Source organism: Clostridium sp. 1001270J_160509_D11 (genome assembly GCF_015667935.1).
GTDB lineage: Bacteria > Bacillota > Clostridia > Peptostreptococcales > Peptostreptococcaceae > Intestinibacter.
In genome coordinates, this window is sequence record NZ_JADPET010000003.1 from 1 (window position 1) to 16,390 (window position 16,390).

Annotated in this window: 14 protein-coding genes; 13 read left to right on the plus strand and 1 reads right to left on the minus strand. The window is 29.5% G+C overall.

Features of this window, described 5'->3' with window-relative positions; genetic code table 11:
- Nucleotides 1–137 precede the first annotated feature (137 nt).
- The 9 genes from recJ to I4U58_RS00755 all read left to right on the plus strand — a co-directional run bounded on the left by recJ (nt 138) and on the right by I4U58_RS00755 (nt 12,047).
- The gene (recJ, locus tag I4U58_RS00715) at nt 138–2,645 is read left to right on the plus strand and encodes a single-stranded-DNA-specific exonuclease RecJ (protein ID WP_195928952.1); all 2,508 of its coding nucleotides are present in this window, start codon (nt 138–140) and stop codon (nt 2,643–2,645) included.
- Between the two features lie 12 nt (nt 2,646–2,657).
- Entirely contained in the window at nt 2,658–3,170 is a 513-nt protein-coding gene (locus tag I4U58_RS00720) for an adenine phosphoribosyltransferase (RefSeq protein WP_195928954.1), read from the plus strand.
- Between the two features lie 68 nt (nt 3,171–3,238).
- Entirely contained in the window at nt 3,239–5,449 is a 2,211-nt protein-coding gene (locus tag I4U58_RS00725) for a bifunctional (p)ppGpp synthetase/guanosine-3',5'-bis(diphosphate) 3'-pyrophosphohydrolase (RefSeq protein ID WP_195928956.1), read from the plus strand.
- A gap of 51 nt (nt 5,450–5,500) precedes the next feature.
- Complete coding sequence (dtd, locus tag I4U58_RS00730; RefSeq protein ID WP_195928958.1) at nt 5,501–5,950, plus strand: D-aminoacyl-tRNA deacylase; 450 nt, start codon at nt 5,501–5,503, stop codon at nt 5,948–5,950.
- Nucleotides 5,951–5,962: 12 nt separating this feature from the next.
- Entirely contained in the window at nt 5,963–6,586 is a 624-nt protein-coding gene (locus tag I4U58_RS00735) for an MBL fold metallo-hydrolase (protein ID WP_195928960.1), read from the plus strand.
- Between the two features lie 81 nt (nt 6,587–6,667).
- A complete protein-coding gene (hemZ, locus tag I4U58_RS00740; RefSeq protein WP_195928962.1) occupies nt 6,668–8,140 on the plus strand; it encodes a coproporphyrinogen dehydrogenase HemZ in 1,473 nt (490 codons plus the stop codon).
- Nucleotides 8,130–9,392, plus strand: a complete 1,263-nt coding sequence (hisS, locus tag I4U58_RS00745) for a histidine--tRNA ligase (protein WP_195928964.1) — start codon at nt 8,130–8,132, stop codon at nt 9,390–9,392. Before hemZ ends, hisS begins: the two co-directional genes overlap by 11 nt.
- A gap of 96 nt (nt 9,393–9,488) precedes the next feature.
- A complete protein-coding gene (gene aspS / locus I4U58_RS00750) occupies nt 9,489–11,279 on the plus strand; it encodes an aspartate--tRNA ligase (RefSeq protein WP_195928966.1) in 1,791 nt (596 codons plus the stop codon).
- 432 nt (nt 11,280–11,711) lie between these two features.
- Nucleotides 11,712–12,047, plus strand: a complete 336-nt coding sequence (locus tag I4U58_RS00755) for a DUF2325 domain-containing protein (RefSeq protein WP_195928968.1) — start codon at nt 11,712–11,714, stop codon at nt 12,045–12,047.
- Nucleotides 12,048–12,276: 229 nt separating this feature from the next.
- Here I4U58_RS00755 and I4U58_RS00760 read toward each other — a convergent pair whose 3' ends face one another.
- Nucleotides 12,277–12,684 carry a hypothetical protein gene (locus I4U58_RS00760; RefSeq protein ID WP_195928970.1) on the minus strand — a complete coding sequence of 136 codons (408 nt, stop codon included), beginning with the start codon at nt 12,682–12,684 and terminating at the stop codon, nt 12,277–12,279.
- A 278-nt stretch (nt 12,685–12,962) separates the two neighbouring features.
- Here I4U58_RS00760 and I4U58_RS00765 point away from each other — a divergent pair, with 278 nt between their 5' ends.
- From I4U58_RS00765 to I4U58_RS00780, 4 genes are all read left to right on the plus strand, one after another.
- On the plus strand, nt 12,963–13,763 hold the full coding sequence (locus tag I4U58_RS00765; RefSeq protein WP_195928972.1) for an EFR1 family ferrodoxin: 801 nt from the start codon (nt 12,963–12,965) through the stop codon (nt 13,761–13,763).
- A gap of 301 nt (nt 13,764–14,064) precedes the next feature.
- Nucleotides 14,065–14,556 carry a methylated-DNA--[protein]-cysteine S-methyltransferase gene (locus I4U58_RS00770; protein ID WP_195928974.1) on the plus strand — a complete coding sequence of 164 codons (492 nt, stop codon included), beginning with the start codon at nt 14,065–14,067 and terminating at the stop codon, nt 14,554–14,556.
- A 112-nt stretch (nt 14,557–14,668) separates the two neighbouring features.
- Entirely contained in the window at nt 14,669–15,502 is an 834-nt protein-coding gene (locus I4U58_RS00775; RefSeq protein WP_195928976.1) for a deoxyribonuclease IV, read from the plus strand.
- Between the two features lie 289 nt (nt 15,503–15,791).
- The gene (locus I4U58_RS00780; protein ID WP_195928978.1) at nt 15,792–16,361 is read left to right on the plus strand and encodes a glycerol-3-phosphate responsive antiterminator; all 570 of its coding nucleotides are present in this window, start codon (nt 15,792–15,794) and stop codon (nt 16,359–16,361) included.
- The last annotated feature ends 29 nt before the right edge of the window (nt 16,362–16,390 follow it).

The window sequence follows — 16,390 nt, forward strand, 5'->3', positions numbered from 1 at the left end:
AATATAAAACAGAATATATAAAATAAGTAATAAATCTATGGAAGAAATTAACGTAATAAAAGTTTAGAGAGTTTTTATAATAAATGGATAAATTGGAAAAATAAAAATGTGATTTATATAAATCAGGAGGTGATTATATGCTTTATAAAAAGAAATGGACTTTGAGACATTTCGGGAAAATAGAACAAGATAAAATGAGTGAAAAAATTGGTATTTCCCCGGAAATAAGCCAAATATTAAAAAATAGAGACATAATAACAGAAAAAGATGCGGAAATATTCATGAATCCATCTTTAGATTATTTAAGAGACCCATTTTTGATGAAAGATATGCAAAAAGGTGTAGATAGAATAAAAGAAGCTATCGAAAAAAATCAACGAATATTTATTTATGGAGATTACGACGTGGACGGCGTATCGTCAACTTCTGTATTAGTTTTATATTTTAAGTCGATAGGATATGATGTTAATTATTACATACCAAATAGATTAAAAGAAGGTTATGGAATTAGTGTTGAAGCATTAGAAAAAATCAATGAAATGGGATGCGATTTATTAATAAGTGTTGACTGTGGGATTACATCAGCAAAAGAAGTAGAATTTGCGAAAGAACTTGGAATGGATGTTATAATTACTGACCACCATGAATGCCAAGATGAAGTGCCAGACGCAATCGCAGTAATAAATCCCAAACAAGAAGACTGTACTTATCCATATGATTTTTTATGTGGATGTGGAGTAGCATTTAAATTAATACAAGCTTTAACACCACCAGAAGAATTTAAGACAACTATGTACAATTATCTAGAAATTGTGACATTGGCTACAATATGCGACATAGTGCCATTAAAAGATGAAAATAGAATAATTGTAAAAAATGGTCTTAAAATTATGAAAGATGGTAAAAATATAGGTTTAAAAGAGCTTATAAAAGTATGTGGCATAGACACTCACCAAATAAAATCATCACACATAGGATATTCTGTAGGGCCTAGAATAAATGCATCAGGTCGTCTAGGATATTCTTACTTAGGAGTAGAGCTTTTCACAGCAGATGACCCTAAAAAAGCAAAAGAAATAGCGCTTGATTTAGAAGAAAAAAACAGTGAAAGACAGTTAATAGAAAGCAAGATGTATAGTGAGGCTGAGGCGATTATAAATAGCGACCCGGCATACCAAGATGATAAAGTTTTAGTTATAGCTAATGAAGGTTGGCAACATGGAATAATAGGAATAGTAGCATCAAAATTAACTGAAAAATATTATAAACCAACAATCTTATTGACTATAGAAGAAGGTATGGCGACAGGGTCTGCAAGATCAATAAAAGGATTTAGCATATTTGATGCACTTGTCAAATGCAAAGACTTAATGACTAAATTTGGTGGACACGAACAAGCAGCAGGACTTTCTATGAATATGGAAAATATAGATGAACTTAGAAAAAGAGTAAATGAAATAGCTGACTACAATTTAAGCCAAGAAGATCTAATTGAAAATGTAAAAGTAGAATATGAGCTACAAGAAGGTCAAGTAGATTTAAAATTAGTAGATGACCTTCATTTATTAGAGCCATTTGGAATGAGTAATCCAACACCGAGATTTATAATGAGGGATTTACTTCTTTCTAATATAGGGTTTGTTGGAGCAGCAAAACAACACCTTAAATTAACTCTTCAAAAAGACCATGTCTATGAGGCTATAGGATTTAATATGGCTTATTTAGCAGATGATTTTACTAGAGGAGATAAGGTAGATGTATTGTTCCAACTTGATGAAAATAACTATAACAACAATAGAAAAGTACAATTTTTACTTAAAGATGTAAGAATGGCACATCCAAAATCTGCGATAAAGGATTTTAATTCTATTAAGTTATTTTCAAAGATTGTTCCAAAAGATACGAACAATTTATACCAAATAGATTACAATTTAGAAAATAAAAGAATAAAAGAGAATAATTTTGGAGAAAATGAAATATCAGATAATTTTTATAATAAAAGTAATGATATAAAAAATATAAATATATTTGAGTATTTCAAAGAAGACACTTTAGTAATGTGTAATACGTTAAATGGATTTTTTAGAGCATATTCAGACTTATCACTTATAGAAGAAGAATTTGATGTCGAATTTGGCAAAATATCTAAAAATACACATAAAATAAAACTTATATTTTCTCCTAATCTTGATAAATTAGATTTAAACATATATAATAGTATTATTCTTTACGATGTTTTATATAATAAACAAGAATATTTGTATTTATTAGATAATATTGGTACAAATAGTAAAATTATGAAGTATTATGACGAAAAAAGTAAATTATATTTAAATAATATAATGGAAAACATAGTACCTACGAGACAAGAATTTATATTTGTATATAAATATTGTATTACAAATAAACATATAGATATCACACTTAATAAGATAAAGGCTGTATTTGGAATTATGCCACTTAAATTATTTACTATATTAAGTGTATTTAGAGAATTTAATTTATTAAATTATGAAATAAACGATAAAAACAATAATTTAATTATAGATTTTACAGAAGAATCTGTATCTAAATTTAATCTTGATGAAAGTTTGATACTTACGAATATGAAACATCTAAGAGAGAGTTGCTTAGAACGCTATTAGGAGGAATCTAAAATGGATTTAAAAAAATGTGTAAGGGTTATTGAAGATTTCCCAAAAGAGGGAATTAGTTTTAAAGACATAACAACTTTATTACAAGATGGAGAAGCTTTAAAATATACTATTGATCAAATAGCAGAAGATTTAAAGGATAAAAACGTAGATATAGTTGTTGGGCCAGAAGCAAGAGGATTTTTAATAGGAACTCCAGTTGCTTATGCATTAGGTGTTGGGTTTGTACCTGTTAGAAAACCAGGAAAATTACCAGGAGAAGTTGAAAGATTTGAGTATGATTTAGAATATGGATCAAACATATTAGAAATACACAAAGATGCAATAAAACCAGGTCAAAGAGTAGCAATAGTTGACGATTTACTAGCTACAGGAGGAACTACTGAAGCAGCAATAAAACTAATAGAACAATTAGGTGGAGAAGTAGTTTCAACACAATTCTTAATAGAATTAGAAGATTTAAATGGTAGAGATAAATTACAAGACTGCCATGTAAATGCTCTAATTAAATACTAGAATAATAATAGTTGGTATATACCAACTATTTTCATATATATAAAAATATAGGATAATCAGGTGGTAATATGTATGACAAGGAATTACAAGAAATTTTAGATAAAATTAAAAAATACGCTCCTAACGCCGACGTAACACCAGTTATAAAAGCATACGAATTAGCAAAATCTGCTCATGCAGGCGTATTTAGAAAATCGGGTGAGCCATATATAATTCATCCAATAGCTGTTGCAAATATCTTAGCCGATTTAGAGCTAGATATGGAAGTTATAGCAGCAGGTCTACTACACGATGTCGTAGAAGATACACCTTACACATATGAAGACATTACAGAACTATTTGGAAAAGATATAGCCGACTTAGTAGACGGAGTAACTAAATTAGGTAAAATTAAGTATCAAACAAAAGAAGAGTCTCAAGCTGAAAACCTTAGAAAAATGTTCTTAGCAATGGCTAAAGATATTAGGGTTATATTAATTAAATTAGCTGATAGACTTCACAATATGAGAACTCTTAAATTTATGCCAGAGGAAAAAGCTAAATATAAAGCTAAAGAAACTCTAGAAATATATGGTGGAATTGCTCATAGAATAGGTATCTCAAAGATTAAATGGGAATTAGAAGACTTAGCTTTAAAATATATCGATCCAGAAGGTTATCGAGAACTTTCTGATAAGATAACAATGAAAAGAAGTCAAAGGCAGGAATACATAGATAAAATAGTACATTTATTAGAAGAAAAATTCAAAGAAGTCGATATAAATTGCGAAGTATCTGGTAGACCAAAACATTTTTATAGTATCTATAAAAAAATGAAAAAGAAAAATAAAACGTTCGAAGAAATTTATGATTTAACTGCTGTAAGAATAATTGTCGATACAGTTAAAGATTGTTATGCTGTTTTAGGAATGGTTCATACAATGTGGATTCCAATGCCAGGTAGATTTAAAGATTATATTGCTATGCCAAAACCAAATCTTTATCAATCTCTTCATACAACGGTAATTGGTCCTGATGGAGAACCTGTAGAGATACAAATTAGAACGCATGAAATGCATGAAATAGCTGAAAACGGTATAGCTGCCCACTGGAAATATAAAGAGGGAATCACAGGCAACCAAGATGCTAAGATGGAACAAAAATTAAAATGGCTAAGACAAATGATGGAATGGGAAAAAGACGTCCAAGACCCACATGAGTTTTTAGATGCATTAAAAGACGATGTATTTAATAGCCAAGTTTATGTATTTACACCAAAAGGAGATGTAATCGAATTACCAGCAGGTTCAACTCCAATTGACTTTGCTTATAGAGTGCATACAAACGTAGGAAATAAGTGTACTGGTGCAAAAATAAACGGTAAAATTGTTCCTATAAATTATAAATTACAAAACGGCGAAATTGTTGAAGTTATAACATCTTCAAATTCAACTGGACCTAGTCGTGACTGGCTAAATATAGTACAGACACCAACTGCTAGAAATAGAATAAGACAATGGTTCAAAAAAGAAAGAAGAGAAGAAAATATCGAACGTGGTACTGATATATTAGAAAAAGAATTTAAACGTTACAATATACCATACAAAAATTCAAGCATTCAAAAATTCTTAAATCAAGTTGCAAAAAAATTCAATCAACCAACATTAGAAGATTTAATTGCAACTATAGGATATGGTGGTATAGCAACATCACAAGTTATGCCAAAAGTCAGAGATTTCTACAATAAAGAAGTCAATCGACAAGAAAAAGAAAAAAGAATGCAAGAAAAAGAAGACAAAATTAAGAAAAACTTTGATGAGCATGAATATGCTAAGAAAAGAAAGAAAAAAGACAACGGTATAACTGTAAAAGGATTAGACAACATACTTGTAAGATTTGCAAAATGTTGTAACCCACTTCCAGGTGATGATATAGTAGGATATATCACTAAAGGTAGAGGTGTTGCAATCCACAGAAGAGACTGTACTAATATAAAACTAGACGATGAATTCCTACAAAATAGACTTGTAGAAGTTGAGTGGAATAATCCTGAAAAGAGCAAATTTGAAGGAGAAGTAAAAATCATCGCAGTAGATAGAGTAGGTCTTTTAAATGACATTATACATGTTGTATCTATGGAAAAACTAAGCATAAGCGGTATAAACTGTAGAGTCCTAAAAGACAACACAGCAAATATCAGCTTATTAGTCGAAGTTAACGATATATCAGAATTAAAACAACTTATGAAAAAAATAAAATCAATTCCAGGGGTTGACGACGTTTCAAGAATGAGAAATTAATCCCAGAATTTTATATACTCATAAAATAATTTGAAATTTAGGGAGGCAGATATGAGAGCTGTTGTTCAAAGAGTAGCGAGTTCGAGAGTTACTGTAGATGAGAGAGTAACTGGAGAAGTTAAAAAAGGGTTATTAGTATTATTAGGGGTAACTCATGACGATACTTCTAAAGACGTAGACTATATGGTAGATAAGGTAACTAACTTAAGAATATTCGAAGATGAAAATGATAAAATGAACTTATCTTTAAAAGATATAGGTGGAGAGGTAATGGCAGTATCTCAATTTACACTTTATGGAGATGCGAGAAAGGGAAGAAGACCAAGTTTTTCTGATGCAGCAAGACCAGATGTAGCAAATCCTTTATATGAAGAATTTGTAGAAAAATTAAGAGCTCAAGGAATAACTGTAGGGACAGGGGAATTTGGTGCTCATATGATGGTTGAACTTACAAATGATGGACCAGTAACAATCTTATTAGAATCGAAAAAAGCTTTCTAGGAGGGGATTTTGATGATAATTGAAAAAGTTGTAGATAGATTTATGGATGAAAATACTTACATCATTGGAGATGAAAAAACAAAAAAATGTGCAATAATAGATCCAGGTGGAAGTACTATAGATATATTCAATAAAATAAAGCAACATGGACTTACTGTAGAATATATAATATTAACTCATGGACATGGAGATCATATATGCCGTGTACCAGAAATTAAAAGCAAAACAAATGCTAAAGTAATAGCTCATGTAAATGAAGAAGAAGTATTAATAGATAGAAATAAAAATTTAAGTGCTCAACTTCCAGGACCTTTAGTTGAATTTGAAGCGGATAAATATGTTCAAGAAGGTGATATTATAGAACTTGGAAGCCTTAAATTAAAAATTATACACACTCCAGGTCACACAAAAGGTGGAATGTGCATAAAAGTAGGAGAACACATATTCACAGGGGATACTTTATTTGCAGGAAGCATAGGAAGAACTGATTTTTATGGCGGAGATTACAAACAAATGATGAAATCTTTAAGAAAATTAGCTAAATACGATGATAATGCAGTAATATACCCAGGACATGGACCTACATCTACAATTGGAGTAGAAAAAAGAATGAATCCATATATGCAACAAATTTAAGTTTTTCCAGTACTGTTTTAGCTAATCAAGGCAGTACTGGTTTATTTTTTAATAAAATAGAAATAAAAAAGGAGACATAAAATGATAGGAGTTGTTCTAAAAGGACATGATTATAAATATGAAGTAAGTGAACTTATAAAATTATTCACTTCTGATTTTAGATTTATAGACGAGAGAGACTGCATGATGGTAATAGAAAACAGCATTTTCTATCATGGAGATAAAGTTTTTTCAAGAACTGTTTATTGTGAAAACTACGAAGAAATACTTAGCAATGTAGACCACAGAGACTTAAGTGGTTTAGATGAAAGAGCTCGTAAAAAAACAATAAAAGAAACAATTAAAAGAAGTATGTTCAAAATACTTGAACAAAAATTTAAATCTAATGTGCCTTGGGGTATTCTTACAGGAATAAGACCTGTAAAAATTGTCCATGCTTTATTAGACGAAGGAAAAGACGAAGAATATATAAAAGAAAAGTTAAAAGAAGATTATTATATAAAAGATGATAAAATAGAATTAGCATTAAACATAGCAAAAAGAGAACGACAATTTATCTACCCAATTGATGAAAATAAGGTATCATTATACGTAGGGATTCCTTTCTGTCCAACAAGATGTTATTATTGCTCATTCCCAGCAAATCCTGTTGATAAATTTGGTGGCAAAAAACCACTATATGTAGAAAAACTTCTTCAAGAAGCTAGAGGAGTGGCAGAACTTCTTAGAGATAATAATAAAGAAATAGAAACATTATATATCGGTGGAGGGACTCCAACAACTTTATCACCAGAAGAAATGGACACACTAATAAAAGGATTATATAAAGAATTTGATTTAAGCAAAATAAAAGAATTCACTGTTGAAGCTGGAAGACCAGACACAATAAACAGAGAAATCCTTGAAGTTCTTAAAAAACACGGTGTAGACAGAATTAGTATAAATCCACAGACTATGAATGACGAAACTCTACAAAAAGTAGGAAGAAAACACAGTGTAAATGATATAATTGAATGTTTCCAGTTGGCGAGAGAGCTAGGATTTGATAATATTAATATGGACATAATTTTAGGGCTTGTAGATGAAAATCTAGAAATGGTAGAAAACACTCTAAAACAAATAGAAAAACTTTCTCCAGAAAGTTTAACAGTCCATACACTAGCAGTTAAAAGAACATCTAAATTAAAAGAAAACATAGATGATTACGAATTAACTCAATTTGACGAAATGACTAAAATGATAGATTTATCTATGAAATATGCTAAAAAAATGGGACTTAACCCATATTACATGTATAGACAAAAACATATGCTAGGAAATCTAGAAAATATAGGTTATGCTAAAGAAGGATACGAATGTATCTATAATATTCAAATTATGGAAGAACGTCAAAGCAATATTGCCTTAGGGGCAGGTTCAATCACGAAATTTGTATATACAGATGAAAACAGAATCGAAAGAGTAGAAAACGTCAAAAATCTAGAACAATATATTGATAGAGTTGACGAAATGATAAATAGAAAATATGAGGAGGTACAGAAAAATGTTAAGTAAAGCACCTAGAGGAACTAAAGATATAACACCAAAGGATGTTTATAAATGGCATTATATAGAAAAGAAATTTAGAGAAATTTGTGCATTATATGGATATGAAGAAATAAGAACTCCTATCTTTGAACACACAGAAGTATTTTCTAGAAGTGTTGGGGACACAACTGACGTAGTTCAAAAAGAAATGTATACTTTCACAGATAGAGGAGATAGACAATTAAGTTTAAAACCTGAAGGTACTGCAGGTGTTATCAGATCATTTATAGAAAACAAAATGTACGCTGATACACAACCAACAAAATTATACTACATAACTCCATGCTTCAGATATGAAAGACCACAAGCAGGTAGACAAAGACAATTCCACCAATTTGGTATAGAAGTATTAGGAAGTGATGGACCATCAGTAGATGCTGAAGTTATAAGTCTTGCAGTTCAATTCTTCAATGAAATGGGACTAAACAACTTATCTGTTAATATAAACTCTGTAGGATGTCCTACATGTAGAGAAGAATACAACAGAAAATTAAAAGAATATCTAGACCAAAAAGTAGACGTATTATGTGAAACTTGTCTAGAAAGAAAAGATAAAAATCCAATGAGAGTTATCGACTGTAAGAACCCTCACTGTAAAGAAAACTTACAAGACATACCTTTCATGATAGACCACTTATGTGAAGATTGTAAGGATCACTTTGACAAATTACAAACTTACTTAAAAGAAATGGATATAAACTATGTAGTTGATAAAACTATAGTTAGGGGATTAGATTACTACAAAAAGACAGCGTTCGAAATTATATCTAACGACATCGGTTCTCAAAGTACAGTTTGTGGTGGAGGTAGATACGACGGACTAGTTGAAATGCTTGGTGGACCTAAAGGTATAAGCGGTATAGGATTTGCTCTTGGAGCAGAAAGATTATTATTAACTTTAGAAAATAACAATATAGAAATCGAAAATCCAAAATCAACTGATATATATATAGCAACTATAGGTGATGCAGCTAAGACTAAGAGCTTTAAATTAATAAAAGATTTAAGAACTAATCACATAAGTGCAGACAATGACCACTTAGATAAGAGTTTAAAAGCTCAATTTAAGTACTCTGACAAACTTAACGCTAAATACACAGTAGTTATAGGTGATGATGAGTTAGCTAACGATACAGCAACACTTAAAAATATGAAAACATCAGAACAAACAACTATAAAACTAAGCGAATTAGTTGACGAACTTAAAAAAAGATTATAATCTAATATATGAAAAATACTAGAGGGGCTGCTTATATTTTTGCTAACCACAAAATAGTAGTCCTCCTTTAGTGTGTAAATGATAAAGGAGAAAAACATGGAGACATTAAAAGGATTAAAGAGAACTCACTATTGTGGAGATCTTAGAATGGACAATGTTGGCGAAGAAGTTATTCTAAATGGTTGGGTTCAAAAGAAAAGAAACTTAGGCGGATTAGTATTCGTTGACTTAAGAGATATAAGAGGAATAAGCCAAATAATATTCGATGCTGACGTAAGTAAAGATGCATTTGAAAAAGCCGAAAAATTAGGTTCAGAATATGTTATAGCTGTAAAAGGTATAGTTCGTGAAAGACAAGCTAAAAACCCTAACATGGCTACTGGAGATATAGAAATATCAGCTACAGAACTTAGAGTTCTTAGCAAATCTCAAACTCCACCAATATATATAAAAGATGACGACAACGTATCTGAAGATAAAAGATTAAAATATAGATACTTAGACTTAAGAAAGCCTTCTATGCAAAATAACTTAATAATGAGAAGTAGAGTTGCTCAAATAGTAAGACAATACTTATCTGAAAACAACTTCTTAGAAATAGAAACACCTTTCTTAATAAAACCAAGTCCAGAAGGTGCTAGAGATTACCTTGTACCAAGTAGAGTTAACCCAGGTAAATTCTACGCTTTACCACAATCACCACAATTATTCAAACAAATATTAATGGTAAGTGGTATGGACAGATACTTCCAAATAGTTAAATGTTTCAGAGATGAAGATTTAAGAGCGGATAGACAACCAGAATTCACTCAAATAGACTGTGAAATGTCTTTCGTTGATGAAAATGATGTTATGACTATGATGGAAAACATGATAGGAAAAATATTCAAAGAAATACACAACATAGATATAGAATTACCACTTAAGAGAATGACTTATAAAGAAGCTATGGACAGATTTGGTTCTGATAAACCAGATACTAGATTTGCTATGGAACTTACAGATTTATCAGATTTAGTTAAAGACTGTGGATTTGGAGTATTCTCATCAGCTGCTAATACTGCTAACTCAAGCGTTAGAGCTATAAATGCAATCGGTGGAGCAGATGCATTCTCTAAAAAAGGAATGAAAAAATTAGAAGAACATGCTAAAACTTATAAAGCTAAAGGTTTAGCTTGGATAAAAGTTACTGAAGAAGGCATAGACTCTCCAATAGCTAAATTCTTCACAGAAGAAGAAATAAAAGCTATATTAGACAGAATGGACGCTAAAGCTGGAGACTTAATATTATTCGTAGCTGACAAAAACAAAGTTGTATACGATGCATTAGGTCAATTAAGACTAGAAGTTGCTAGAAAAATGGACTTAATAGACAAAAACAAATATAACTTATTATGGGTAACTGAATTCCCACTATTCGAGGAAGATGAAGAAACAGGTAGAATGATAGCAATGCACCATCCATTCACTTGCCCATTAGACGAAGATATAGATAAATTAGACCAAGAAGATAAAACTCAATTAAGAGCTAAAGCTTATGATATGGTATTAAATGGATATGAGCTTGGTGGAGGTAGTGTGAGAATATCTGATGAAGAAGTTCAAGAAAAGATGTTCAAAGCATTAGGAATGAGCCAAGAAACTGCTAACGAGAAATTCGGATATTTATTAGAAGCATTCAAATACGGTGTACCACCACATGCTGGTCTTGCATTCGGATTTGACAGACTTATGATGTTACTTACAGGAGCTGACAACATAAGAGAGGTAATAGCATTCCCTAAAAACCAAAATGCTATATGCCCAATGACTAATGCACCAGGATTACCAGAAGACGGTCAATTAGAAGAATTAAGCATAAAAGTTGAATTAGAAGAACAAGAATAATACAAACTATACTTAGTATAATTTGCATTATGAAAAGACTGCATATTTAATATGCGGTCTTTTTTAATTCTAAGGAAATTATACATTATCTGGTTTGTGGATAATGTATAATTTCCAACCTATTAACTTAAGCAACGGAATCTTTGATTCGTTGGCGCCATGAGCGAAGTGAATTTTAAGCAACGGAATCTTTGATTCGTTGGCGCTATGAACGAAGTGAATTTTTTGATTTCAATTACTTTCAAGATAATAGAAGTTAAGGTGTAATTGATAAATATTATCAATTATGGTTGACTTTTTGTAAAAGGTATTATAATATAATATTATATTATAATGATAATCAATATCATTTGTTTGACAAATAGAAATAAATAAACTAGAATTAAATTATCATAATGATAACGAGAATAAATAAAAGGGGTTGGAACGAATATGAGTTTAGTAGTAGTTGGTGGAAATGAAAGAATGAAAAGAGACTATATACAGTTAGCGAAAAATAGGGGATATAAAGCTAAGGTAGTTTTAAATATGTCGTCAAAAGTTAAGAGGTCGATTGGAAGTCCAGATGCAATAGTTATATTTACTTCAACAGTGTCACATAAACTAATGGCATCAGTAGAAACTCAAGCTAAAAAACAAGATATTCCTATAATAAGAAATAAAAACAATAGCAAATTTGCTTTTGAACAATCTCTAGATTTAGTAGACGAATGTACAGGTGTTTGTAGAGTTTGTAAAAATAAAAATTGTATAATGAAACATCAATAAACATATTACATATAAAGTTTAACATCAAAAGGATATTTATTTAAGAATATTATTTTATAAAAGATAATAACCAAATATTGATATAGGTAATATCAAAATATTACTATAAAAATTCATAAATTTAGGCTATAATATATATAGTAAAAAAATGGTTATAGAAAGTCATTAGGGTATAACCAAAAAAATCTCAGGATTCCTAGTCCCCTGAGATTTTTTTTATGAAAATATATTATTCAACGTAATGCTTAATTCCATATTGCAAAATTTTTGCATCAATTCCTAAAAATCTAGCATACAACCAAACAGCAGGACTGCGTAACCTACCTTGTGAACATCCAATTAATATTCTTAATTTTTTATTATTAGATATCTCTAGTAATTTTCTTTTTATAAACTGCCTATTTTTAAAGAGTCCATAAAAAACGATAATTCCAGCTAGATATAGATGTTTATGTAGTAGTTGATGTTGTGCTATATTTATTACAGGAACATTATGTTGTAGTAAAGTTGTAGAATTAAATTCTTCGGAGGATCTAACATCAACTGTTTGATTGTAATTATCATTATTTAAATCAGTAAATATGTCTTCTCCACAAAAGAGAAGTAGGATTTTATCTAAATTTAATATATTTGACAAATGAGCCTCCTTTCAATTAATTACATAATCGATTATATTTATTATACATCAAAATTAATTAATTCTATTATAATAAAATAAAAGGGATTATTAAATTTATGTTAAATTAATCCTAATAAATGATAATTATTATTAGGAGAGAAAAAAAGTATATATGCTATAATAAATTTAGGCAATTATATTATATAAAATTATAGTTTAAAAATTTTAGAACAATGAATAGAGAAGTTTCACTTATAGGAGTAGAGGATACTTTACAGGTTAGGGGGAATAGACATATGATATTTTATTACTCGGGGACCGGAAATTCTTTATGGGTAGCTAAAGAATTAGGTAAATATCAAAATGAGATGTTGATAGATATAGCTAGAGAAATGCAAAAAAATCAAGAAGAATATGTTTACGATTTAGGAAGAAAAGAAAAAATAGGATTTGTATTTCCCACATATTCATGGGCACCACCCCAAATAGTTGAAAATTTTATAAAAAAAGTAAAATTTAATGGATATAGACAACATTACCTATTTTCTGTATATACTTGTGGTACTGATACAGGATGTATGTCAAAGTACTTAGATAATATGTTTAAAGATAAAAAGATGGAAATATACTATACAACATTTATAAAAATGCCAGAGAATTTTATAACTATGTTTGATTTGGATTCAACTCTTTTAAGAAATAGAAAATTAGAAGAAGCTCAAAAAAGCATAGTTAGGATAAATGAACAGATTAAAGATAGACAACTGCATGCATTTGATAAAGATAAATACACCATAATGGATTATTTTAAAACATATATAGTAAAAAGATTATTTTATATTTGCTGTATGGGAACATCAAAGTTTAATGTTGATAGCAAATGTAACTCATGTGGCCTTTGTGTTAAAGTTTGCCCATATAAAAATATAGAATTGTATAAAGGAAGACCAATGTGGTCACAACACTGCACAAAGTGTATGGCGTGTATCTGTAGATGTCCTCAAGAAGCAATACAATATGGAAAAGGTACAAGGAAAAAGGGAAGATATTATAATCCGTTGTTGAAACAAGAAAATGAAAATAGTGAACAAGTATAGGATTTGTTAAGGAAAGATATTTATAAATAAAAAGCAACTTAGTAGTTGCTTTTTTATTTTTAAGGAAATTATATATTATTTGGTTTGTGGAAAATATATAATTTCCAACCTATCAACTAAATCAACGGAATCTCTGATTCGTTGGCGATATGAGTGAAGCGAATTTTTGTTTTGTAAAAATATTATGTGGTGATTTATTTTGTATCAAAATATATAATAAATAAATATAGAAAATGAACACAGGACAATAATTTTGTTACAATTTAAGAAATAATGGGTAGAATAAAGAGGAGGGATTTGAATGGATAAATTATTTTTTTATGATACGGAGTTAGGAAGACTAGGTATAAGAGATAATAGCCAAAATATAACAAATTTATATTTTGAATCAGAAAATATATCTAGAGACGACGTAATTATAGAAGAAAGTGATTTAACCAAACTGGCTTACACTCAAATAAGAGAATATCTAGATGGTCAAAGAAAGGTATTTGATTTGCCCCTTCATCCAAATGGGACAGAGTTTCAGATAAAAGTATGGAAGGCATTAACTGAAATACCTTATGGCGAAACTAGGTCTTATAAAGATATAGCCATTTCTATTGGAAATGAAAAGGCATGTAGAGCTGTAGGTATGGCTAATAATAAAAATCCAATTCCTATAATAATTCCATGTCACAGAGTTATAGGAGCAAATAAAAAATTAGTAGGATATGCAGGTGGATTAGATTTAAAGGAAAGGCTTTTAGATCTAGAAGGTATATCAGTACAAAAAAATAAAGTTAATAAGTAAAAGAAATCAAATTTTAATAAAAATATTAAATTAAATAAGATATATATAAATAGTAGAGGAGGATATCAATGGATTGTTGTAAAATTAACAAAAATCTATTGAAATTAAATTTATGTTAAATATAGGATGTCATTTATCAGTCTCAAAAGGATTTGAAAATATGGGAAAAGAAGCCCTAACAATAGATGCAAATACGTTTCAATTTTTTACAAGAAATCCAAGAGGAGGAAAAGCAAAACAATTAGATCAAAATGATATAAATAAATTTTTAAATTTAGCAAAAGAAAATAATTTTGTTCAATTATTAGCACATGCGCCATATACTTTAAATGCTTGTGCAGCGGATGAAAGTAAAAGGGAGTTTGCAGTAAATACATTTATAGATGATTTAAAAAGATTAGAACTAACTCCAAACAACTTATATAATTTCCACCCAGGAAGTCATGTTAAACAAGGAGCAGATGTAGGTATAAAATATATAACAGATATGTTAAATCAAGCACTTACAAAAGAACAAACAACAACAGTTCTTCTTGAAACTATGTCAGGAAAAGGAACGGAAGTAGGGCGTAATTTTGAAGAATTAAAAGCTATAATAGATGGAGTAGAATTAGATGAAAAACTAGGTGTATGCTTGGATACATGCCATGTATTTGATGCAGGATATGATATAGTAAATGACTTAGATGGAGTACTAGAAAGATTTGATAATCTTATAGGATTAGATAGATTAAAAGCAATACATCTAAATGATAGTTTAAATTCTTGTGGTAGTCATAAAGATAGACATGCTAGAATTGGTGAAGGTCAAATTGGGCTTGATGCTATAGTTAGAATTATAAATCACGATGCATTAAAACATCTACCATTTTTATTAGAAACACCTAATGAACTAGATGGATATGCTAGAGAAATAGAACTTCTAAAAAGTAAGTATAATGGATAAAAAAACACTATAACGGTTGACTTTGTATACTAAAAACTATTAAAAATATATTTATCAAAAAAAGTGGCGTTAAAAAAATATCAAATGTTGTGTCATGCAAATTGATGTGATACTATTTAAGTATAAATGGTAAATATTACATGTGAGATGTTGGGAGCGATATTAAAAAAGGCAGACCTGTCTTTACTTAGTATTGCTCTTTTTATTGACATATGAATTTAGGGGGTATTTTAGTAATACTAATTAGTATCTAAATTAAGAAATAAGTAGTATACAGAGGGAGTTTTAAATGGATATTAGATTTTATAATGAAATAGAAAGCAATCCAATAATAGCAGCAGTAAAAGATATGGATGGATTACATAAGGCTGTAAAAATAGATTCAATAAGAATCATATTTATTTTATTTGGTGACGTCTGTAATATAGCACAAATAGTAGACGAAATTAAAGAAAATAATAAAGTTGCAATGGTACATATTGATTTAATTGTGGGGTTAAGTGCAAAAGATATATCTGTTGATTTTATAAAGAAAAACACTAAAGCAGATGGAATAATAACTACGAAGCCTAATTTAATTAAAAGGGCAAAAGAATTATCATTATACACAGTTTTAAGATTTTTCTTAATCGATTCTATGGCTTTGGAAAACGTTTTTAAATCGCAAAACAACGTAAATCCAGATATAATAGAAATTTTGCCAGGAGTAATGCCAAAAATAATAAAAAGAATTTCAAAACAAATAAAATGTCCACTTATTGCTGGGGGATTAATCACAGACAAAGAAGATATAATGGATGCACTTTCATCAGGAGCTGTATGTGTATCTTCAACAAATCAGGACACTTGGAAAATGTAGTAGAATATCAAAGAGGCACAAAGGTATGA

Bases quoted from the DNA above. Each gene is read 5' to 3' on its own strand.
- recJ (WP_195928952.1), top strand. From the start codon at position 138: ATGCTTTATAAAAAGAAATGGACTTTGAGACATTTCGGGAAAATAGAA.
- I4U58_RS00720 (WP_195928954.1), top strand. From the start codon at position 2,658: ATGGATTTAAAAAAATGTGTAAGGGTTATTGAAGATTTCCCAAAAGAG.
- I4U58_RS00725 (WP_195928956.1), top strand. From the start codon at position 3,239: ATGTATGACAAGGAATTACAAGAAATTTTAGATAAAATTAAAAAATAC.
- dtd (WP_195928958.1), top strand. From the start codon at position 5,501: ATGAGAGCTGTTGTTCAAAGAGTAGCGAGTTCGAGAGTTACTGTAGAT.
- I4U58_RS00735 (WP_195928960.1), top strand. From the start codon at position 5,963: ATGATAATTGAAAAAGTTGTAGATAGATTTATGGATGAAAATACTTAC.
- hemZ (WP_195928962.1), top strand. From the start codon at position 6,668: ATGATAGGAGTTGTTCTAAAAGGACATGATTATAAATATGAAGTAAGT.
- hisS (WP_195928964.1), top strand. From the start codon at position 8,130: ATGTTAAGTAAAGCACCTAGAGGAACTAAAGATATAACACCAAAGGAT.
- aspS (WP_195928966.1), top strand. From the start codon at position 9,489: ATGGAGACATTAAAAGGATTAAAGAGAACTCACTATTGTGGAGATCTT.
- I4U58_RS00755 (WP_195928968.1), top strand. From the start codon at position 11,712: ATGAGTTTAGTAGTAGTTGGTGGAAATGAAAGAATGAAAAGAGACTAT.
- I4U58_RS00765 (WP_195928972.1), top strand. From the start codon at position 12,963: ATGATATTTTATTACTCGGGGACCGGAAATTCTTTATGGGTAGCTAAA.
- I4U58_RS00770 (WP_195928974.1), top strand. From the start codon at position 14,065: ATGGATAAATTATTTTTTTATGATACGGAGTTAGGAAGACTAGGTATA.
- I4U58_RS00775 (WP_195928976.1), top strand. From the start codon at position 14,669: ATGTTAAATATAGGATGTCATTTATCAGTCTCAAAAGGATTTGAAAAT.
- I4U58_RS00780 (WP_195928978.1), top strand. From the start codon at position 15,792: ATGGATATTAGATTTTATAATGAAATAGAAAGCAATCCAATAATAGCA.